This is a genomic window from Streptomyces sp. NPDC101219 (genome assembly GCF_044767675.1).
In the GTDB taxonomy this organism is placed as follows: Bacteria; Actinomycetota; Actinomycetes; order Streptomycetales; family Streptomycetaceae; genus Streptomyces.
In genome coordinates this window covers 348,342-369,369 of record NZ_JBIWOK010000008.1, presented here as the reverse complement: position 1 = coordinate 369,369, position 21,028 = coordinate 348,342, and the positions used below count along the sequence as shown (strand labels likewise).

General features: G+C 72.7%; 19 protein-coding genes and 3 tRNA genes. 10 read left to right on the top strand and 12 right to left on the bottom strand.

What is annotated here, in order from left to right:
- Positions 1–83: 83 nt before the first annotated feature.
- On the top strand, positions 84–1,172 hold the full coding sequence (locus ACIRPP_RS18930; protein ID WP_403643851.1) for a Leu/Phe/Val dehydrogenase: 1,089 nt from the start codon (positions 84–86) through the stop codon (positions 1,170–1,172).
- 319 nt (positions 1,173–1,491) lie between these two features.
- Positions 1,492–1,743 (top strand): DUF3073 domain-containing protein, encoded by a 252-nt coding sequence (locus ACIRPP_RS18925; protein WP_164338833.1) that lies wholly within the window; start codon positions 1,492–1,494, stop codon positions 1,741–1,743.
- Positions 1,744–1,851: 108 nt separating this feature from the next.
- Here the strand turns inward: ACIRPP_RS18925 and purM are convergent, their stop codons facing one another.
- From purM to purS, 9 genes are all read right to left on the bottom strand, one after another.
- Positions 1,852–2,931, bottom strand: coding sequence for a phosphoribosylformylglycinamidine cyclo-ligase (purM, locus tag ACIRPP_RS18920; protein ID WP_403643848.1), 1,080 nt, complete (start codon positions 2,929–2,931; stop codon positions 1,852–1,854).
- A 33-nt stretch (positions 2,932–2,964) separates the two neighbouring features.
- Positions 2,965–4,491 (bottom strand): amidophosphoribosyltransferase, encoded by a 1,527-nt coding sequence (gene purF, locus ACIRPP_RS18915; RefSeq protein ID WP_164338831.1) that lies wholly within the window; start codon positions 4,489–4,491, stop codon positions 2,965–2,967.
- Between the two features lie 62 nt (positions 4,492–4,553).
- Complete coding sequence (locus ACIRPP_RS18910) at positions 4,554–5,180, bottom strand: META domain-containing protein (protein ID WP_403643845.1); 627 nt, start codon at positions 5,178–5,180, stop codon at positions 4,554–4,556.
- A gap of 254 nt (positions 5,181–5,434) precedes the next feature.
- A complete protein-coding gene (locus ACIRPP_RS18905; protein WP_403643842.1) occupies positions 5,435–6,232 on the bottom strand; it encodes a sterol carrier family protein in 798 nt (265 codons plus the stop codon).
- A 9-nt stretch (positions 6,233–6,241) separates the two neighbouring features.
- Entirely contained in the window at positions 6,242–7,078 is an 837-nt protein-coding gene (locus tag ACIRPP_RS18900) for a M23 family metallopeptidase (RefSeq protein WP_403643839.1), read from the bottom strand.
- A 42-nt stretch (positions 7,079–7,120) separates the two neighbouring features.
- Positions 7,121–7,621 (bottom strand): ArsR/SmtB family transcription factor, encoded by a 501-nt coding sequence (locus ACIRPP_RS18895; RefSeq protein WP_403643836.1) that lies wholly within the window; start codon positions 7,619–7,621, stop codon positions 7,121–7,123.
- 150 nt (positions 7,622–7,771) lie between these two features.
- A complete protein-coding gene (purL, locus tag ACIRPP_RS18890) occupies positions 7,772–10,030 on the bottom strand; it encodes a phosphoribosylformylglycinamidine synthase subunit PurL (RefSeq protein ID WP_403643834.1) in 2,259 nt (752 codons plus the stop codon).
- Complete coding sequence (gene purQ / locus ACIRPP_RS18885) at positions 10,027–10,707, bottom strand: phosphoribosylformylglycinamidine synthase subunit PurQ (protein WP_403643831.1); 681 nt, start codon at positions 10,705–10,707, stop codon at positions 10,027–10,029. The genes purL and purQ overlap by 4 nt, the downstream gene beginning before the upstream one ends.
- A complete protein-coding gene (gene purS, locus ACIRPP_RS18880; protein WP_010045045.1) occupies positions 10,704–10,967 on the bottom strand; it encodes a phosphoribosylformylglycinamidine synthase subunit PurS in 264 nt (87 codons plus the stop codon). The genes purQ and purS overlap by 4 nt, the downstream gene beginning before the upstream one ends.
- A 365-nt stretch (positions 10,968–11,332) precedes the next feature.
- Between purS and ACIRPP_RS18875 the strand changes: the two genes are divergently transcribed.
- From ACIRPP_RS18875 to ACIRPP_RS18840, 8 genes are all read left to right on the top strand, one after another.
- Positions 11,333–11,650: an Lsr2 family protein gene (locus ACIRPP_RS18875; protein WP_164338824.1), complete on the top strand. Its 318-nt coding sequence runs from the start codon at positions 11,333–11,335 to the stop codon at positions 11,648–11,650.
- Positions 11,651–11,874: 224 nt separating this feature from the next.
- Positions 11,875–11,946: transfer RNA gene (locus ACIRPP_RS18870), tRNA-Gly, on the top strand.
- Between the two features lie 79 nt (positions 11,947–12,025).
- Positions 12,026–12,101: transfer RNA gene (locus tag ACIRPP_RS18865), tRNA-Gly, on the top strand.
- Between the two features lie 148 nt (positions 12,102–12,249).
- Entirely contained in the window at positions 12,250–13,230 is a 981-nt protein-coding gene (locus ACIRPP_RS18860; RefSeq protein ID WP_403643827.1) for an ABC transporter ATP-binding protein, read from the top strand.
- Entirely contained in the window at positions 13,227–14,042 is an 816-nt protein-coding gene (locus ACIRPP_RS18855) for an ABC transporter permease (protein WP_403643824.1), read from the top strand. Before ACIRPP_RS18860 ends, ACIRPP_RS18855 begins: the two co-directional genes overlap by 4 nt.
- 38 nt (positions 14,043–14,080) lie before the next feature.
- Complete coding sequence (locus ACIRPP_RS18850; RefSeq protein ID WP_403643987.1) at positions 14,081–15,373, top strand: sensor histidine kinase; 1,293 nt, start codon at positions 14,081–14,083, stop codon at positions 15,371–15,373.
- On the top strand, positions 15,370–15,984 hold the full coding sequence (locus ACIRPP_RS18845) for a response regulator transcription factor (protein WP_164334373.1): 615 nt from the start codon (positions 15,370–15,372) through the stop codon (positions 15,982–15,984). The genes ACIRPP_RS18850 and ACIRPP_RS18845 overlap by 4 nt, the downstream gene beginning before the upstream one ends.
- A 22-nt stretch (positions 15,985–16,006) precedes the next feature.
- A tRNA-Gly gene (locus tag ACIRPP_RS18840) sits at positions 16,007–16,079 on the top strand.
- 56 nt (positions 16,080–16,135) lie between these two features.
- Here the strand turns inward: ACIRPP_RS18840 and ACIRPP_RS18835 are convergent.
- The 3 genes from ACIRPP_RS18835 to ACIRPP_RS18825 all read right to left on the bottom strand — a co-directional run bounded on the left by ACIRPP_RS18835 (position 16,136) and on the right by ACIRPP_RS18825 (position 20,872).
- Entirely contained in the window at positions 16,136–17,035 is a 900-nt protein-coding gene (locus ACIRPP_RS18835) for a phosphoribosylaminoimidazolesuccinocarboxamide synthase (protein ID WP_403643821.1), read from the bottom strand.
- Between the two features lie 211 nt (positions 17,036–17,246).
- Positions 17,247–18,743 carry a N,N-dimethylformamidase beta subunit family domain-containing protein gene (locus ACIRPP_RS18830; protein WP_403643818.1) on the bottom strand — a complete coding sequence of 499 codons (1,497 nt, stop codon included), beginning with the start codon at positions 18,741–18,743 and terminating at the stop codon, positions 17,247–17,249.
- 272 nt (positions 18,744–19,015) lie between these two features.
- Complete coding sequence (locus ACIRPP_RS18825) at positions 19,016–20,872, bottom strand: hypothetical protein (protein ID WP_403643815.1); 1,857 nt, start codon at positions 20,870–20,872, stop codon at positions 19,016–19,018.
- Positions 20,873–21,028: the final 156 nt, after the last annotated feature.

Below are 21,028 nucleotides of genomic sequence, written 5' to 3'. Positions count from 1 at the left end.
CGCCGCCTCCCCGCTGCCACAAGCAAGGGGGGACCCCAGGGAGTCCCGTCCCACCCGCCGCTACTTACTCAGGAGTCACCACCGTGACCGACGTATCTGACGGCGTCCTGCACACCCTGTTCCGTTCGGACCAGGGGGGTCATGAGCAAGTCGTGCTCTGTCAGGACCGTGCCAGCGGCCTCAAGGCCGTCATCGCCATCCACTCCACCGCCCTGGGCCCCGCCCTGGGCGGCACGCGTTTCTACCCGTACGCCTCCGAGGAGGAGGCCGTCGCCGACGCACTGAACCTCGCGCGCGGCATGTCGTACAAGAACGCCATGGCCGGGCTCGGACACGGCGGTGGCAAGGCCGTGATCATCGGCGACCCGGAGCTGGTCAAGAGCGAGGAACTGCTTCTCGCCTACGGCCGCTTCGTGGCCTCCCTCGGCGGCCGGTACGTGACCGCGTGCGACGTCGGCACGTACGTCTCGGACATGGACGTCGTCTCGCGGGAGTGCCGCTGGACGACCGGCCGGTCCCCCGAGAACGGCGGCGCGGGCGACTCGTCCGTGCTCACCTCCTTCGGCGTCTACCAGGGCATGCGGGCCTCCGCCCAGCACCTGTGGGGTGACCCCTCGCTGCGGGACCGCAAGGTCGGTGTCGCCGGGGTCGGCAAGGTCGGCCACCATCTGGTGGACCACCTGCGCGCGGAGGGCGCCGAGGTCGTGATCACCGATGTGCGCGAGGAGGCGGTGCGCCGCGTCCTGGACACGCACCCGCAGGGCGTCACCGCCGTGGCCGACACCGGGGAGCTGATCCGGACCGAGGGTCTGGACATCTACGCCCCGTGCGCGCTCGGCGGCGCGCTGGACGACGACACCGTGCCCGTCCTGACCGCCAAGGTGGTCTGCGGCGCGGCCAACAACCAGCTCGCCCACCCGGGTGTGGAGAAGGACCTCGCCGACCGCGGGATCCTCTACGCGCCCGACTACGTGGTGAACGCGGGCGGGGTCATCCAGGTCGCCGACGAGCTCCACGGCTTCGACTTCGACCGGTGCAAGGAGAAGGCGTCGAAGATCTTCGACACCACACTCGCAATATTCGCACGTGCGAAGTCGGACGGGATTCCGCCGGCCGCCGCGGCCGACCGGATCGCCGAGCAGCGGATGGCGGAGGCGCGCGCGGCGCGGTGAGGAGTGCGCTCGGGCGACCGGGTGAGGCCGCCTCGCACAAGTGAGCGGTACCCGCCGGGAGGCAGTTGGAGAGAACTCTCACTTCTTCCGGCGGGTCGAGCGCCGATAAGTGGCTAAAATCGCGTTTGACCAGCGAGGACGAGGTCCCTCGGAGGCCGTGGGCGCGGGCCCGTCATGCGGGCGACGTACCGGATGGCCGCGGGCTCAGGTACCGTGGAAGCCACTACGGACCGGTCTCTCCGAGGAGAGCCCGTTCCGGACCATGAACGCGTGTCAAGACTCTGGGGCCGTCGAGCCCCGTCGTTGAGGGGGTCGAGCCATGGGGCGCGGCCGGGCCAAGGCCAAGCAGACGAAGGTCGCCCGCCAGCTGAAGTACAACAGCGGTGGGACGGACCTCACACGCCTGGCCGAGGAGCTGGGCGCATCGACATCGAGCACATCACCGACCAACGGTGATCATTTCGACGCCGATGAGCATGACGACGACCTGTACGCACGGTACGCCGACCTCTATGAGGACGACGGGCAGGACGAGGACGGCCAGTCCTCGCAGCAGCGTCGCGGCGCTTGACCTTGCACTGAGCAGCAGACCGGTCGGTGACGGAAGTCACCGGCCGGCTTCTGTGCTACCCGGGTCCGTGCTGCCCGCACACTCCGTGCGAGCAGCACGCCCGGGTGCTCAGGTCGCGTAGTCACTCACCAGGGCGGCGCCCGTCGGGCGGTCGCCGCGTTCGGTGATCTCACCGGCGACCCAGGCGTCCACGCCGCGGTCGCCCAGTGTCGCCAGGGCCACCTCGGTGGACTCCTGCGGCACGATCGCGATCATGCCGACGCCCATGTTCAGCGTCTTCTCCAGTTCCAGGCGTTCCACCGAACCGGTCCGGCCGACGAGGTCGAACACCGGGCCGGGCGTCCAGGTCGAGCGGTCGACCACCGCGTGCAGTCCGTCGGGCACGACCCGGGCCAGGTTCGCCGCGAGCCCTCCGCCGGTGACGTGGCTGAAGGCGTGCACCTCGGTGGTGCGCAGCAGCGCCAGGCAGTCCAGCGAGTAGATCTTGGTCGGCTCCAGCAGTTCCTCGCCGAGGGTGCGGCCGAACTCCTCGATACGGCTCTCCAGGTCCAGGCCGGCCTGGTTCAGCAGCACGTGCCGGACCAGGGAGTAGCCGTTGGAGTGCAGACCGGAGGCGGCCATCGCGATCACGGCGTCACCCGAACGGATGCGGTCGGGGCCGAGCAGCAGGTCGGCCTCCACCACGCCGGTGCCGGCGCCGGCGACGTCGAAGTCGTCCTCGCCCAGCAGGCCCGGGTGTTCGGCGGTCTCGCCGCCGACCAGCGCGCAGCCGGCCAGCACACACCCCTCGGCGATGCCCTTGACGATGGCGGCGACCCGCTCGGGGTGGACCTTGCCGACGCAGATGTAGTCGGTCATGAACAGCGGTTCGGCGCCGCACACGACGATGTCGTCCATCACCATGGCGACCAGGTCGTGGCCGATGGTGTCGTAGACGCCCATGCGGCGGGCGATGTCGACCTTGGTGCCCACGCCGTCGGTGGCGGAGGCCAGCAGGGGGCGCTCGAAGCGCTTCAGGGCGGAGGCGTCGAAGAGGCCGGCGAAACCACCGAGGCCGCCGAGGACCTCGGGGCGCTGGGCCTTCTTCACCCACTCCTTCATCAGGTCGACCGCGCGGTCGCCGGCTTCGATGTCGACGCCTGCGGCCGCGTAACTGGCGCCGCCCCCGGCAAGGGATGTCTCGGACATGGAGGTGAGAGCTTTCGTGTCGTACGGCAGGGCTTACGGGCGGCGGATCGCGTCGACCGCGGCCGGGGCGGCCGTGCCGGCGGCCAGTTCCGTCTCCAGCAGCTGCTTGCCGAGGAGCTCCGGGTCGGGCAGGTCCATCGGGTACTCGCCGTCGAAGCAGGCACGGCACAGGTTCGGCTTGGCGATGGTGGTCGCCTCGATCATGCCGTCGATGGAGATGTACGCCAGGGAGTCGGCGCCCAGGGAGGTGCCGATCTCGTCGATCGTCATGCCGTTGGCGATGAGCTCGGCGCGGGTGGCGAAGTCGATGCCGAAGAAGCAGGGCCACTTCACGGGCGGCGAGGAGATCCGGATGTGGACCTCGGCCGCACCCGCCTCGCGGAGCATACGGACGAGGGCGCGCTGGGTGTTGCCGCGGACGATCGAGTCGTCGACGACGACCAGCCGCTTGCCCTTGATCACTTCCTTGAGCGGATTCAGCTTCAAGCGAATCCCGAGCTGCCGGATCGTCTGCGACGGCTGGATGAAGGTGCGTCCGACGTAGGCGTTCTTCACCAGACCGGCCCCGAACGGAATGCCGGACGCCTCCGCGTAGCCGATGGCGGCGGGGGTGCCGGACTCCGGGGTCGGTATCACCAGGTCGGCCTCGGCGGGCGCCTCCGCGGCGAGGCGGCGGCCCATCTCGACGCGCGACAGGTAGACGTTCCGGCCGGCGATGTCGGTGTCCGGGCGGGCCAGGTAGACGTACTCGAAGACGCAGCCCTTGGGCTTTGCTTCAGCGAATCGCGAGCTGCGGAGGCCGTTCTCGTCGATGGCGACGAACTCGCCCGGCTCGATCTCCCGGACGAAGCTGGCGCCGCAGATGTCCAGGGCGGCGGACTCGGAGGCCACCACCCAGCCGCGCTCCAGCCGGCCGAGGACCAGCGGGCGGATGCCCTGTGGGTCACGGGCCGCGTAGAGCGTGCCCTCGTCCATGAAGACGAGGCTGAAGGCGCCCTTGACCAGGGGGAGGACGACGTGGGCGGCCTGCTCCACGGTCACCGGCTCGCCGTCGGCGGCGCGCTGGCCGGCCAGCAGGGCGGTGATCAGGTCCGTGTCGTTGGTGGCCGCCACCTTGGGGGCGCGGCCGTTCTCCTTGGGGAGCTCGGCGACCAGCTCGGCGAGTTCCGCCGTGTTGACCAGGTTGCCGTTGTGGCCGAGCGCGATCGATCCGTGCGCGGTGGCGCGGAACGTCGGCTGGGCGTTCTCCCACACCGAGGCACCGGTGGTCGAGTAGCGGGCGTGACCGACCGCGATGTGACCCTGGAGGGAACCGAGCGAGGTCTCGTCGAAGACCTGGGAGACCAGGCCCATGTCCTTGAAGACGAGGATCTGGGAGCCGTTGCTGACCGCGATACCCGCGGATTCCTGGCCCCGATGCTGGAGGGCGTAGAGCCCGAAGTACGTGAGCTTGGCGACCTCTTCGCCCGGAGCCCAGACACCGAAGACGCCGCAGGCGTCCTGGGGGCCCTTCTCTCCGGGGAGCAGGTCGTGGTTGAGTCGTCCGTCACCACGTGGCACGGAACCGAGTGTAGGCGAGGTCGACCACTGGTCCGAATTGGGGATGCCGGATCAGCGGTCGGTCACTTGGCGGCGAACGCGGGGACGTCCACGCCGTTGTCGCTGGTCAGCGTGAGATTGCGGTACTCGATCCGGTAGCCGACCCGGCTGTCGAACAGCCCCAGCACCGTCTTTTCGACGTCCATGAGTGAGTCTTCGCACATCATTCGGGTCGTGGCGGGCGTGCCGAGGGTGATATGGCCGTCGCGCACGGTGGCCTCGGCGCTCACGTTGTTGCATCCCGTGCTGCCGGAGACGGTGCCCTCCTCCCGGTCGAAGGTGAGGTGGGCCCGGCCGTCGGCGCCCGGGAGGACGACGGTCCACTGCGTGCCGTGCAGGGGTGCGTCCTCGGCCCGGCTGAGCCGGACGGACGTGCCGTCGTCACCGGTGAGCGTCAGCCGGCCCCCGCGTACGTCGGTGCCGAGCGCGCCGCCCTCCAGCACCGCGGCGAGCCGGCTCTCGAACTCCATCAGCGGCTCGGGGCACGCCATGGCGGTCGACTCGGCGCCGGAGAACCGGACCCGGTCGCCCTCGAAGGCAGCCTCGCCCCGGAACCGGTTGCAGCCGTAGTTGCCCTCGGCCTTACCGCCGTCGTCGATGGTCAGGTGGGCGTCGGAGGGTGCGCGCAGGGTGCTGCCGTCGTCCGTCACGCTGTCGACGCTCCAGCGGACGCCGGTCACCGGCGGCGCCGCCCGTCCCGCTGCCGCCCCCGTCCGCCCGCTCGCCGCCGCAGGCGGCCGCGAACGGCACGAGCACGGTGACGGCGGCCGCCCCGAGCAGTCGGTTCCTGTACCTCTGTGTGTACATGCCGGTTCGACGGGGGCCGGGAGGGATCGGTTCCCCTTGTCCCGCTCGCTCCGGCCGCTCCAGGTGGTCCGGGGGCTCCGAGAGCTGCCGTCCCGGCTCACGCCAGCAACGGCAGGTACGGCGAGAGGTCCGCGCGCTCCCCGCTCGCGTGGACCGCGCCGGCCGACACCGCCTCCGCCCAGGCCGTCCGGCCGGTGGCCAGCCGGATCCAGGTCAGCGGGTCGGTCTCGACGACGTGGGGCGGGGTGCCCCGGGTGTGCCGGGGGCCCGCCACGCACTGCACCACCGCGTGGGGCGGGATCCGCACCTCGGTCGACCCGCCGGGGGCCTCGGCGGCGAGCGTGTCGGCCAGCAGCCGGGTGGCGGTCGCAAGGGCCTGACGGTCGTACGGGAGGCCGAGGCCCGGCACGGCATCGTTGAGGTCGTCGGTGTGCACGACGAGCTCCACGGTGCGGGTGACCAGGTAGTCCGCCAGCGGCAGCGCCCCGGCGCCGGTGGGCAGGAGCCGGGAGCCCGGGTGGGCGTCTAGGTCGGCGGTGAAGCGCTCCTCCGCCCCGGCGAGGTACGCCTCCAGGTCGTGGTGTTCGGCGGCCAGGGCCCGGGCGGTGCCGGCGATGGCGTCCGCGTCGGCGGCGATCGCGGACGGCCAGTCGAGCAGCCGCCCGTCCTGGCGCGCGGGCTCCGGCTCGGCCAGCAGCCGTCCCACGGCCGTCAGTACCGCCCCGATGTGCACGACGAGCTCCCGCACGGTCCAGTCACCGAGCCGGGTGGGCCGTTCCAGCTGGTCCGGGGCGAGGGTGCGGACCCCCGACCGCACGGCCGCGAACTGGGCCAGGACGGCGGCACGGGTCTTGGCGGGGTCGTAGGAGCGGGGGCGTTTCCTGGCCGGTGGCATGGCGGAAGCCTACGGGCGGGCGCCGACAGGCCGAGCCGGGACCTCGAAGACCTCGTTGTTGCGGGGGACGCCGATGCCGCGCCAGGTGAACGGTATACCGCGCGCGGTGTCCGGGTCGGGTCCGTCCTGGAGCTGGAAGTGCAGGTGGGGCTCGGTGGAGTTGCCGGAGTTGCCGCAGCGGGCGACGACCTGGCCCGCGCGCACCGTGTCCCCCTCGCGGACGGCCAGGGAGCCGCGGCGCAGGTGCGCGTAGGCGGCGTAGGTGCCGTCCCCGAGGTCCAGCACCAGGTGGTTGCCCAGGATCCTGCGGACCCCCGCCATCTCGCGCACCGAGCCCTCGATCAGCATCAGGTACAGCAGGGCGGGCAGGGAGCTGCGGCTGCGGTGGTCGCGCTGGGTGCCGTGCGCGCGGACGACCGTGGCGTCGGCCACGGCGAGCAGCGGGCTGCCGAACGCCGGGTACTCCCCGGGGCGGCGGCTGAGCGGCCACAGCGCGGAGAAGCCGGGGCGGGCGCCCGGCTCCGGTTCGGCGAGGACGTCGATGGCGTAGGTCTGGCCGTAGGCGTGGACGCCGTGGCTCGGGGTGCGGTCGGCCGGGCTGTTCAGCGCGGACCAGCGGCCGGTCACGGGCGGGTCCACCTCGACGGGCGGCCGGGCCGCGCCGGGCGCGTCGGGTGTGCCGCCCCACCGGTTGACCACGGTGATCAGGAGATACGCCAGGGCCAGCGGGAGGAAGTTCCACCAGACCGGGTGGTCCCAGCCCAGGACGACGTGGGCCGCCACCAGGGCGACGAAGCCCAGGAGCAGGCAGCGGAAGACGGTCATGGCGATCTTGCGTGCGGACATGGTGCCCCCGGTCTCGTCGATGGTGCGGTGGTCGCGGGCCGGTCAGGGACGGGCCGCCGACAGCGCCACCAGCAGCGGGACGACCCGGCCCGGCGGGACCTCGTGGCGTCCCCGGCCGGTGGTGTGCAGCCAGCCGGCGGCCGTCAGCTGGCGCAGGTGGTGGTAGATCTGGCCGGTCGTGCCGACGCCGTCCAGTTCGGCCAGCTCGGCGGCGGTGCGGCGGCCGCCCGCTATCTCGCGGAGCAGCCGGAGCCGGACCGGGTGGCCGAGCGCGGCGAAGGACTCGGCCGCATCCGGCCACTCGTAGGTGAGCAGCTCCGAGGTGAGCGCGCCGTGCTGCCAGTCGTACCGCTCGCCGGTCGGCAGCCGCACCGCGCCCGTGAACAGCACGCCTCCGTCGGCGGCCTTCAGCTCGGCGAGCTGCTCCTTGAGCCCTTCCAGGGCCCAGAAGTCGCCCTCCCCCATCCCGGGAGCCGTGCGGTCGGCAGATTCGAGCGCCGCGATACGGCGCTCCAGCTCGGTCATGCGCTCTTCCAGTTCCACAGCTTCGAGATTACGTAACTACGTAATCTCACGCAAGAGGCTGTGCACACCTGTGGACAGACGCCGGGCAACCGCCCCGGCCCGGCGTCCGGACACGACGAAGCCCCCGCCGGAAAGGGCGGGGGCTTCGTACGGCACGGGTACCGCGGCTCAGGCCAGCAGCGCCGGGATCGTCGCCTCGTGGGTCTCGCGGAGCTCGGCCAGGGTCAGCGCGAACTGGCCCTGCACCTCCACCGTGTCGCCGTCGACGACACCGATGCGGGTGGTGGGCAGGCCGCGGGCGCCGCACATGTCGGTGAAGCGCAGCTCCTCCGAGCGCGGGACGGCGACGATCGCGCGGCCGGCCGACTCGGAGAACAGGAAGGTGAAGGCGTCCAGGCCGTCCGGGACGATCAGACGCGCGCCCTTCCCGCCCAGCAGCGCCGACTCGACGACCGCCTGGATCAGACCGCCGTCGGACAGGTCGTGCGCGGCGTCGATCATGCCGTCGCGGGAGGCGGAGATCAGGATCTCGGCGAGCAGGCGCTCCCGCTCCAGGTCGACCGCCGGGGGCAGGCCGCCGAGGTGGTCGTGGACGACCTGGGACCAGGCCGAGCCGCCGAACTCCTCGCGGGTGTCGCCGAGGAGGTGGATGAGCTGGCCCTCCTCGCGGAAGGCGGCCGGGGTGCGGCGGGCCACGTCGTCGATGACGCCGAGGACGGCGACCACCGGGGTCGGGTGGATGGCGGCCTCGCCGGTCTGGTTGTAGAGCGAGACGTTGCCGCCGGTCACCGGGGTGCCGAGCTGCCGGCAGCCGTCCGCCAGACCGCGTACCGCCTCGGCGAACTGCCACATGACCGCCGGGTCCTCGGGCGAGCCGAAGTTCAGGCAGTCGGAGACGGCGAGCGGCTTGGCGCCGGTCGTCGCCACATTGCGGTAGGCCTCGGCGAGGGCCAGCTGGGCGCCCGTGTACGGGTCCAGCTTGGCGTAGCGGCCGTTGCCGTCGGTGGCGATGGCGACGCCGAGCCCGGTCTCCTCGTCGACGCGGATCATGCCGGAGTCCTCCGGCATCGCCAGCACGGTGTTGCCCTGCACGAAGTGGTCGTACTGCTGGGTGATCCACTGCTTCGACGCCTGGTTCGGCGAACCGACCAGCTTCAGGACCTGGTCCTTCAGCTCCTCGCCGGTCTCCGGGCGGGGCAGCTTGTTCGCGTCGTCGGCCTGGAGCGCGTCCTGCCACTCGGGGCGGGCGTAGGGGCGCTCGTAGACCGGGCCGTCGTGGGCGACGGTGCGCGGGTCGACGTCGACGATCTTGCCGCCGTGCCAGTAGATCTCCAGGCGGTCGCCGTCGGTCACCTCACCGATGACGGTGGCGATGACGTCCCACTTCTCGCAGATCTCCAGGAACCGGTCGACCTTGCCGGGCTCCACGACCGCGCACATGCGCTCCTGCGACTCGCTCATGAGGATCTCCTCGGGCGAGAGCGTGGAGTCGCGCAGCGGGACGTCGTCGAGGGTGACGCGCATGCCGCCGGAGCCGTTGGAGGCCAGTTCGGAGGTGGCGCAGGACAGGCCGGCCGCGCCGAGGTCCTGGATGCCGACGACCAGCTTCTCCTGGAACGCCTCCAGGGTGCACTCGATGAGCAGCTTCTCCTGGAAGGGGTCGCCGACCTGGACGGCGGGCCGCTTCGACGGCTTCGCGTCGTCGAAGGTCTCGGAGGCGAGGATCGAGGCGCCGCCGATGCCGTCGCCGCCGGTGCGGGCGCCGTAGAGGATGACCTTGTTACCGGCGCCGGACGCCTTGGCGAGGTGGATGTCCTCGTGCCGCATGACGCCGATCGCGCCGGCGTTGACCAGCGGGTTGCCCTGGTAGCAGGCGTCGAAGACGACCTCGCCGCCGATGTTGGGCAGGCCCAGGCAGTTGCCGTAGCCGCCGATGCCGGCCACGACGCCGGGCAGCACGCGCTTGGTGTCCGGGTGGTCCGCGGCGCCGAAGCGCAGCGGGTCCACGACGGCGACCGGGCGGGCGCCCATCGCGATGATGTCGCGGACGATGCCGCCGACACCCGTGGCCGCGCCCTGGTAGGGCTCGACGTAGGAGGGGTGGTTGTGGGACTCGACCTTGAAGGTGACCGCGTAGCCCTGGCCGACGTCGACCACGCCGGCGTTCTCGCCGATGCCGACGAGCATGGCGTCGGACTCGGGGGCCTTCTCGCCGAACTGGCGCAGGTGGACCTTGCTGCTCTTGTACGAGCAGTGCTCGGACCACATCACCGAGTACATGGCCAGCTCCGCGCCGGTCGGGCGGCGGCCGAGGATCTCGACGATCCGCTCGAACTCGTCCTTCTTCAGGCCCAGCTCGGCCCAGGGCAGCTCGACGTCGGGGGTCGCGGCCGCGTGTTCGACCGTGTCCAGAGGCGATCGGCTCATGCGTTGACCAGCTTCTTGAGGATCGAGGTGAAGAACGGCAGGCCGTCGGTACGGCCCGTACCGATCAGCGGCTCGACGGCGTGCTCGGGGTGCGGCATGAGGCCGACGACGTTGCCCGCGGCGTTGGTGATGCCGGCGATGTCGTTGAGCGAGCCGTTGGGATTGAAGTCCATGTAGCGGAAGGCCACGCGGCCCTCGGCCTCCAGCTCGTCCAGCGTCCGCCGGTCGGCCACGTAGCGGCCGTCCATGTTCTTCAGCGGGATGTGGATCTCCTGGCCGGCCGTGTAGTCGGCGGTCCAGGCGGTGTCCGCGTTCTCCACCCGCAGCTTCTGGTCGCGGCAGATGAAGTGCAGGTGGTCGTTGCCGAGCATGCCGCCGGGCAGCAGGTGGGCCTCGGTGAGGATCTGGAAGCCGTTGCAGATGCCGAGGACGGGCAGGCCCGCCTTCGCCTGCTCGATGACGGTGTCCATGACCGGCGAGAAACGGGCGATGGCCCCGGCCCGCAGGTAGTCGCCGTAGGAGAACCCGCCGCACAGCACCACGGCGTCGACCTGCTTGAGGTCCTTGTCCTTGTGCCAGAGCGCCACCGGTTCGGCGCCGGCCAGACGGATCGCGCGCCGGCTGTCCCGGTCGTCGAGACTGCCGGGGAAAGTGACGACGCCAATACGAGCGGTCACTTCACGGCCTCCGCGACTTCCTCGACCCGGACGGTGAAGTCCTCGATCACGGTGTTGGCGAGGAAGGATTCCGCAAGATCGTGGATGCGGGCGAGCGCGGCCTCGTCGACCGGCCCGTCAACTTCCAGTTCGAATCGCTTTCCCTGACGGACGTCCGAGATCCCTTCGAATCCCAGGCGCGGCAGTGCGCGCTGCACCGCCTGGCCCTGGGGGTCGAGGATCTCCGGCTTGAGCATGACGTCGACTACGACGCGTGCCACTGGCACTCCCGGTGTGTGGTGCTGAGCAGGTTCCTTCAGACTACCCGTACAAAATTTCTACGCGGGTAGAGTTGGAGGAATCTACGTGACCCCGATCACGATTCGGCATCGCGGGGAGACAGCATGGAAAAGATCCGGGAAAGATCCGCCTTCTCTCCCCCGACGCTATTGCGCGCCGGACACGCGGGCAGATTTAGTCGGGCTTCACAATGCATTGCCCGGCGCTGTACAAATGAATTGTCATTAGCGGATGCTTTGCCCTATTACAGGGCCGACAGTCGACATCCCGGTGACGTCCCGGCACGTCATCTGCGACGTCATGGACGGACATCGGCCGAAGATGTCGCACGAAGGGACCGATATTCGTGGCGCAGAAGGTCGTGGTCACTCTCTTTGACGACATCGACGGCTCGGAAGCGGCGGAGACGATCGCCTTCGGACTGGACGGCACGTCCTACGAGATCGACCTGAACGAAGCAAATGCCGGCGAACTGCGCAGGGCGCTCGCGCCCTACGTCGAGGCCGGCCGCAAGCGCTCCCGCTCCGGCAGGGCGTACCGGCAGACCGAGGTCGCCCCCGACCCGGCCGCCGTACGGGCCTGGGCCCAGGCGAACCGCATGGAGGTCCCCGCCCGCGGCCGCATCCCCAAGCGGGTCTACGAGGCGTTCGCCGCCGCCCGCTGACCGGGCCGCGCACCGCGGGAGCACACCGACCGCGTGCCGCCCCGAGCCCCGCGACACCCGCGCGGGACGTCCCGGGACCGCTCCGGCACGCAGCCGCCCGCCCGCCCCGACGGCCGGTCAGCGGGGGCCCGCGTCAACCGACTTGCGGAGCACCCCTGGTGATCAGCTAGAGTCTGAGACACGCCGCCGGGCAGGACCGCGATGGTCCGGCTCACGGAGTACATGCGGGTGTAGTTCAGTAGTAGAACATCCCCCTTCCAGGGGGAAGGCGCAGTGTGCAATTCCTGTCACCCGCTCTGCACCGCCCACCAAGCATCCTTGTGGATCAGGTAGGCTGGTGCTCGCACCGACCGGTGAAAGCTGGTCGGGGGCAATGCGGACGTAGCTCAGTTGGTAGAGCGCAACCTTGCCAAGGTTGAGGTCGCGAGTTCGAACCTCGTCGTCCGCTCCATGAGGAGAGCCCCGGTCCCCAGGGACCGGGGCTTTCTCGTGCGCGCGGTACCGGCCGCCCCCGACGGGATCCGGCCCCTGACATTTGTCATGCCGACCCGTGACACCCCGCACTGTCATGCGCCCGACCAGGCGGTGAGGATGGGGGCATGTCAGGTAACGAGCACGACGAGCACGTGATCGAGGTCACCGGCCTGCGACGGGTGTACAGCGACGGGTTCGAGGCGGTGCGCGGGATCGACTTCTCCGTGCGCCGCGGGGAAGTCTTCGCACTGCTGGGCACCAACGGTGCCGGCAAGACCTCCACCGTCGAACTGCTGGAGGGTCTCTCCGCACCGGCCGACGGCCGGATCCGCATCCTCGGGCACGACCCGTACACCGAACGGGCCGCGGTCCGCCCCCGCACCGGCGTCATGCTCCAGGAGGGCGGCTTCCCGTCGGAACTGACCGTCGGGGAGACCGCACGCATGTGGGCCGGCTGCGTCAGCGGGGCCCGCCCCGTGGCCGAGGCTCTCGCCCAGGTCGGCCTGGAGGGCAAGACCGCCGTGCGGGTCAAGCAGCTCTCCGGCGGCGAACGGCGCCGCCTGGACCTCGCGCTCGCCCTGCTCGGGGACCCCGAGGTGCTCTTCCTGGACGAGCCCACCACCGGACTGGACGCCGAAGGCCGCCAGGCCACCTGGGAGTTGGTACGCGCCCTGCGCGACCGCGGCACCACCGTGCTCCTCACCACGCACTACCTGGAGGAGGCGGAGAACCTCGCCGACCGCCTCGCGATCCTGCACCAGGGACGCATCGCCGCCGCCGGCACCCCGGCCGAGGTGACCGCCGCCCAGCCGTCCCGGATCTCCTTCGAACTGCCCGAGGGCTACTTCGTCGGTGACCTGCCCCCGCTCGACGAACTCGGCGTCACCGCGCACGAGACCGACGGCCGCATCGTCCGGCTGCGCACCCGCGAACTCCAGCGGACGGCCACCGCCCTCCTGGTGTGGGCCGACCGCGCCGGGGTCGAACTGCGCCGCCTGGACGTGCGGTCGGCCTCCCTGGAGGAGGCGTTCCTCGGCATCGCGAAGGGGGCCGCCGAAGGCCCCGACCTCGCGGGGACCAGCACGACGAAGGAGTTCGCGGCATGAGCGGCACCCCGGCCACCGCCACCCCCCAGGCCGCCCCCGCGCGGCCCCTGACCACCCCGGCGGGCCGGATGGCCGCACTCGCCCGCGCCGAGCTCACCATGTACGGGCGCAGCAAGGGCACCCTGTTCGCCGCCCTGTTCGTGCCCCTGCTGCTCCCGCTCAGCGTGGCCCAGGCGGCCGACGAGATGGACCTCAAGGGCGCCGGGCTGACCCTGGGCACCGTGGTGCTGCCCGCCGCGATCGGCTTCGCCCTGCTGTTCGCGGTGTACTCGGCGCTCGTCGGCATCTTCGTCACCCGGCGCGAGGAACTCGTCCTCAAGCGACTGCGCACCGGGGAACTGCGGGACGCCGAGATCCTCGCCGGCTCGGCCCTGCCGGCCGCCGCCACGGGGCTCCTGCAGAGCCTTCTGCTGATGACCGGCTGCGCCCTGCTGCTGGACATGTCCGCCCCGTCCGCGCCGCACCTGATCGTCGCCGGCCTGCTGTTCGGGCTGGTGATCTGCGTCGCCCTCGGCGCGGTCACCGCCGCCTTCACCCGCACCACGGAGAGCGCCCAGGTCACCCCGATGCCGCTGCTGATCGTCTCGATGCTCGGCTCCGGCATGACCGTGCCCCTGGAGGTGCTGCCCGACCGGATCGCCACGTTCTGCGAGCTGCTGCCGCTGACCCCGGTCGTCACCCTCGTCCGGGGCGGCTGGAGCGGCGACCTGTCGGCGTCCGACTCGCTGACCGCCCTGGTGACCGCGGTGGCCTGGACCGCCCTGTCGGTGTTTGCTGTACGGCGGTGGTTCCGCTGGGAGCCACGACGCTGATCGACGGCGCCGAGCGGCGGAAGCGGGGCGGGCGGAGCATGCGCAGGCCGGGCGGCTGGTGGCGGCGCAAGAGCACACCGGCGAAGGTGGAGACCTACACCCGGTGGTCGTACCACTTCTTCGGGCTCATCGAGATCGCCACCGTCGTGCTGGCCACCGCCGGTATGGCCGGCCCAGCGGCCTCGGCCGTGTTCCTGCCCGCCGTGTGCGCGCACGCCGCCCTGAGCATGCTGACCGCCTCGCGGGCCCTGGACTGGCTCCGTGGCCGCCGCGGTCGGCCGGTGCCGCTGATGTGGGCGCTGGGCGCGCTGTCCGCCGCGGTGGCGGCCGGCGCCCTGGCGCTCACCGCCACCGAGCCACGCGGTTCGGACATCGCGGGAGCCGGCGTCTCGATGGCCGGCACCGTGCTGATCTTCGGCACGGCGGCCCTCGCCCTCGGCATGCGCGAGCGGCGCAAGGTGGGGGCGCTCGTCGCCGGCTTCGGCCTGGGCACCGGCTGCGTGGCGGTGTTGCTCGGCATGCCCGCCGCAGCCGCCTTCTTCACGGCCCTGTGGATCCTCGTCGGTGCCGCACTCCTCGCCTTCACCTCGATGTTCTCCGCCTGGCTGCTGAACTCCGTGTTCGAACTCGACGAGGCCCGCGAGACCAGGGCCCGGCTGGCCGTCGCCGAGGAACGGCTGCGGTTCGGCCGGGACCTGCACGACGTGATCGGACGGAACCTGGCCGTGATGGCCCTCAAGAGCGAGCTCGCCGTCCAGCTCGCCCGGCGCGAACGGCCCGAGGCGGTGGAGCAGATGATCGAGGTGCAGCGCATCGCCCAGGAGTCCCAGCGGGAGGTCCGCGACGTCGTGCGCGGCTACCGGGAGGCCGACCTGGAGGCGGAACTCGCCGGTGCGCGCGGGGTGCTCGCCGCCGCGGGCATCGACTGCGAGGTGACCGGCCGCCCCGCCGGACTGCCGCCGCGGGTGCAGTCGGCGCTCGGCTGGGTGGTGCGGGAGGCGACCACGAACGTGCTGCGGCACGGCGATGCGGCCTGGTGTGCGGTGACGGTACGGACGGTGGAGGGACGCGTGGTGCTGACGGTGGAGAACGACGGGGCCGGGCGGGGCAGCGGGGCCGGAGGGGGGGACGGGGGCGACCCGGCGGCCGGCGGCTCCGACGGGACCGTCCGGGCTCCGCTCTCCGGCGGCTCCGGGCTGGCCGGGCTCCGGGAACGGCTGGCCGCGGTGGGCGGCCGGCTGGAGGCGGGCCGGGTGGGCAAGGACCGGTTCCGGCTGACCGCCGAGGTGCCGCTCGCCGGCGACGGGCCCGTGGGGGAGGCTGCCTCGTGACGCAGGCCGTACGGGTGCTGCTCGCCGACGACGAGCACCTGATCCGCGGCGCGCTGGCCGCCCTGCTCGCCCTGGAGGACGACCTCAGGGTGGTCGCCGAGGCGGCCACCGGCCCCGAGGCGCTGGCCATGGCGCGGGCGCACACCCCCGACGTCGCCGTGCTGGACCTCCAGATGCCCGGCGCCGACGGTGTGAAGGTCGCCACATCCCTGCGCACGGAGGTGCCCGGCTGCCGGGTGCTGATCGTGACCGGCCACGGCCGGCCCGGTCACCTCAAGCGGGCGCTCGCGGCGGGGGTGCGCGGTTTCGTCCCCAAGACCGTCAGCGCCCAGCGGCTCGCCGAGATCATCCGCACCGTGCACGCGGGAAACCGTTACGTGGATCCCGAGTTGGCCGCCGACGCGATCGCCGCCGGCGACTCCCCGCTGACCGTGCGTGAGGCGGAGGTCCTGGAACTGGCCGCCGACGGGGCACCGGTCGCGGAGATCGCGGAGCGGGCCGCGCTGTCCCAGGGGACGGTGCGCAACTACCTGTCGTCGGCCGCGACCAAGCTGGGGGCGGAGAACCGGCACGCGGCGGTGCGCCTCGCGCGCGAGCGCGGTTGGGTATAGTTGCTTCCGCGCCACGGCGCACGCGGACGTAGCTCAGTTGGTAGAGCGCAACCTTGCCAAGGTTGAGGTCGCGAGTTCGAACCTCGTCGTCCGCTCCGCATCCGAAGGCCCCGGTCACCGACCGGGGCCTTCGCCGTTCCCGGCGCTTCCCTCAGTCCCAGTCCACGCCGGTGAGACGCTCGTACGCCTCCACGTACTTGGCGCGGGTCGCCTCCACGACGTGCCGCGGCAGCGGCGGCGGGGGCTGCTCGGCCGCACGGTCCCAGCCGGACTCGGCGGAGGTCAGCCAGTCCCGCACGTACTGCTTGTCGTACGACGGCTGCGCCCGGCCCGGCTCCCACTGGTCGGCCGGCCAGAAGCGGGAGGAGTCCGGGGTGAGCACCTCGTCGGCGACCACCAGGGTGTCGCCGTCGAAGCCGAACTCGAACTTGGTGTCCGCGAGGACGATGCCCCGCTCGCGGGCGATGTCCCGGGCGCGGGAGTACGCCGCGAGGGTCGCCTGGCGCAGCCGGGCGGCGGTGTCGGCGCCGACCTGGCGGGCGACCTCCTCGTAGGAGACGTTCTCGTCGTGCTCGCCGACGGCGGCCTTGGTGGCCGGGGTGAAGATCGGGGCGGGCAGCTCCGAGCCGTCCACCAGGCCCTCGGGGAGGGCGAGACCGCAGACGGTGCGGGTCTGCCGGTACTCGGCCAGGCCGGAGCCGGTCAGATAGCCGCGGGCCACGCACTCCACGGGGACCATGCGCAGGGACTTGCAGACGAGGGTGCGGCCAGCCCAGTCCGCGGGGGCGCCCTCGGGCGGCTCCGTGCTCAGCACGTGGTGCGGGACCAGGTCCGAGAGCCGGTCGAACCACCACAGGGACAGCTGGGTGAGGATCCGGCCCTTGTCGGGGATCTCGGTGGGCAGCACCCAGTCGTAGGCGGAGATGCGGTCGCTGGCGACCATCACGAGGTCGCCCGCCTCGTCGCGGTACAGCTCGCGCACCTTGCCGGTGTGCAGATGCACCAGACCGGGAACCTGGGTCGGCTCGGGCTTTTCTACGAATCCGGACACGGTTCCTCCCCGTGGTTCTGTCCTATGGCTCGATTCTCCCGTATGCGGGGATCGGTTCCGGCCGCGGGTGGCGGGGGGCGGCGGGGGCGGCCGGCCGGGGAGGGGAGGCGGGCCCGTTCCGTTCCGGGGTCCGGGCCCGTCGGCGTGCCCGGGCGGGCCCGTCGGCGTGCCCGGGCGGGCCCGTCGGCTGGGAGGGCGCGCCCGTCCCTCGTCAGTCGCGCTTGCAGATCCGGTCGAGGAGGTTGGCGGTGGCCCGCTGGATACGGGGGTCGACGTGGCCGGGGCGGTCCAGGGCCGGCGACCAGGCGGAGGTGCCGGAGGCGAACACCCAGGCGCCGGACGGTGCGCGGTACAGCGAGGTGTCCTGGTGCCGCCGTGCCCCCTCGCCGTCGGTGTACGGGGAGTGGGCGAGCAGCACCCGCTCGTCGTGGGCGGGCAGCGGGGCGCGCGGGAAGTAGCGGTCGGCCTCGCCCGCGACCAGCCCGTCCACCGGGTCGCCGTCCCCGGCGCCGGTCGCCTCCCACAGCCAGTGGTCCGCGTTGCGCACGATCAGCGGCTGCGGTTCCGGCACGGGGCCCCCGTACTGGATGCCGAGCAGGTGCTGCTCCGCGCGGTCGTTCTCCCGCCACAGCACCGGCTTGCCCGGCCCGCGGCGTTTGCGGCTGGTCAGCAGGCGGTCGGGGACCCCGGACGGCGAGGGGCCGAGCTCGACCTGCCGGTACAGGGTGCCCGCCGAGAGGAACACCAGGGAGGTGCCCTGCTCGCGGGCGGCCTCCGCGGCTGCGCGCATCGGCTTCGACCAGTACGCGTCGTGGCCGGGGAAGATCAGGCCCCGGTGGCGGGTCGGGTCGACGCGGCCGGCGTGCAGGTCGCGGGCGTCGGCGTAGGCGAGGTCGTAGCCGTAGCGCTCGGCCCAGCGGATGACGTCGTAGGCGTGGCCGATGTGCGGCGGGAAGCCGTCGCCCGCGTAGGGGCGGTCGAAGGAGACGGTGGTCGCGGCGTCGGCCTCGCCGAGGAGCCGGCCGTCCTCGTCCCAGGCGTGGTGGAAGCTGGCGCCGGTGCGGCCGTCCTCGGGGTAGAGGTTGAACGCCTGCCAGGTCACGTCGGGCAGGACGAGGAGCAGGTCGGCCGGCCGGTCGTCGCGGACCGTGAAGGGGATGTGCGAGCGGTAGCCGTCGGCGGTGGTAAGCACGGCCACGTACGCGCCGACGCTCCAGTACGACGGGACCTGGAGCCGCCAGGACAGCCACCAGTGGTGGCAGGAGACGGTGCGGTCGGCGGTCAGCGGCGGGGGCTGCACGATGCCCGACAGGCGGGGGCTCGACGTGATCTTGGTGCCGCCGTGGCCGTTGTAGTGGCCGATGCGGTAGACGTCGACGCCGAACTCCTGGGGCGGGTCGACGGTGATGTGGAAGTCGATCGCCTCGCCGGGTGCGACCCCGCCGGCCGACGCGAAGCCCTTGATCTGCCGGTGCACGTCGTCGGCCACCCGGGGGCCGAGGGTGCCCGGGCCTGCGGTGCGGGTGCTGTCGCCGCCGGGTCCGGCCGCCGGGGGCGCCAGGTACCAGGGGACGGCACGGCCGGTGTCGCCGTCGTGCCGCTCACCCCCGCGTAACCACGGGAGGGGGCCGGGATGGCTTCCGGCGAAGGGGGCGCCGACGGCGTGTGCCCCGGCACCCGGTTTCCGGCGGTTCCGATCCGCACTCATGGTGGCTCCCCTCCTCGCGCACCCGGCCCGCCCTGTATGTGCTTGTCGTATGTCGCAAGCTCTGCCAACGAGCGTGTGAACGGTCCCAGCACATCACATAACGCACGCACCCCGTCACCGGTCGTTGTGAATTGACCGAAAGCGGAAGGGTCAGCTCCGGGGCGTGGGGTGGTGTGCGGGGCGCGACCGGGGTGGTGCGGCGCGGCGGTGCGCGGACGCCGGCGGCGGCCGAGGGGCGGATGCGGCGCGGTACGACGGGTCCGGGCCGCCGTTCAGACGAGGCGCACCGGCTTCTCCGGCCGGATGCCCTGCCTGGCCAGCCAGTCCCGGAGCGGGGTGGGGTCGCCGTCCTCGATCAGGCTCAAAACATAGTCCGACAGGTCCGCGCTCCGCGCCCCGCCGACGAGCAGGACCGGTCCGTCGAGCCAGTCCAGGCCGGGGGCCGCGCCCGCGGTGTCCATCGCCGCGCAGCAGACCATCGCCGTGAGGTGGTCGGAGAGGAGTTCGCGGGCGGTGCGCGGGGGCTGGAGCGGGAACAGGGGCAGGGCCCCGTCGTCCCAGGAGGAGGCGGAGTCGGACGGGCCGGTGCCGGCGGGGGTGACGGCGGCGGTCCCCGTCGGGGCGGCGGAGGCGGTGGCGGCCGCCCGCGCGGTGGTCACGGCGGCTTCCTCGCGGGCCAGTTCGGCGCTGAGCCGGGCGGCCAGGGCCGCGCTGCGTTCGGTGGTACCGGAGAGGTCGTCGTCGTCGGCGTCGGTGTCGGTGTCGGTGTCGTCCGTGACGCGCTCCGGCGGGGCGGGCGGGCGGTCCGGCGGCCCTGCCGGGCCCGGCGGCGCGGGGCGGGGGACCGTCAGGTGGTCCAGGACGCGGGAGAGGGTCGGGCCGTCGGGGCCGGGGGATCCACCCCCGGTGGCGAGACGCACGCCGAGCGCGTCCAGCACCCGGTGGAGGCGGGCCGCGTCGGTGCGCCACTTGCGGTCCACCACCTCCTCCGGATAGTCGCTCCAGTGGACCGGCGACCAGTCCGGTCCGGTCTCGGCGGGGCCGCCGTGGAAGAGGCGGGCGGCGAGCAGGGAGACGGCTTCGTCGACCGCGCCCGGCTCCTCCAGCAGATCGCAGGCGGGGCGCTCACCGAGGCGGGAGGCGAACCCCTCCGCCAGGCGGTCCCGGCGGGACAGTTCGGTCAGCGCGGCCACCACGCCGGCACTGAGATGGCACGGCCAGCGGCCCATCCGCCAGGCGGGCAGCGCGACCCGGGTGAGCAGCCGGTCCCAGCCCGCGTAGGCCAGCCCCACCTGCTCCTGGGCGACGATCCGCAGCCCGTAGTCGACGGCCTGCGCGCGCTCGGCGGCGGCCGCGGCCACGCCGCGCTCCATCTCGGTGGCATGCACCCGGCAGCCGCGCAGCAGGGCCCGCGCCACCCAGGCGACACCGGCCAGCGATCCGCGGAACACCGGGCCGCGGTGCGGTGCCGAGGTGACGGCGACGGCGGCGTCGAGCCCGCGCACGAAGCGGCGGGCGGCGGCTATGTCCGGGTGCGCGGACGGTCCCGTACCGGCGACGACCGGCGCGAGCACCGCGCGCAGTTCCCCCACCCGCATCCACCACAGGAACGGCGAGCCGATGACCAGCACGGGTGCCGTACCCGACCGGTGCGCCGGATACCGGCCCGCGCCGGCTATGTCGTCGTGCTCCTCGGCGGGCGGCAGACCGTGGGCCCGGTGCGTGCGGTCCTCCAGCCAGCTGTCGCAGTCCGGGGTGAGCGCTATCGCGGACGGGGCGGGCACGCCCAGCCGGTCCGCCAGGTCACGCACCATCCGGTACAGGTCCGGGGCGGCGTCCTCAGGGACCGGGACCGTGGGGCTCATGGCGGGGCGGGCACGGGCGACCAGCAGGGCCACACCGGCGGCGGCGATCAGGGCGAGCACCGCGACGGGGACGAGCACCAGCCGGGCGGCGTCCCAGCCCGGACCCACGAAATGGGCGGTGGAACCACCGGCCAGGAGGATCACCGCGGCGGCGGCCGGAAGGAGCGCGAGGGCCAGGGCCCGGCCGCGCACCCGCAGCACGGCGACGGCCCGGGAACGCGCGGCCTGCGCCCCCGCCTCCACACCCATCCCGCTTCCGCTCATGGTCCGGCCTCGCCCCCTCCCGTCGGTGCCGCGGCTGTCCTGGCGTTGCTCATTCCCCCACTGTGGCACCCGTCACTGACATCGCAATGCCGGTGGGCCAAGTGCCGGAAGGCATGCGCGGCACCATAGTTGCGGCCCCGTCCCCCGTCAGCCGGA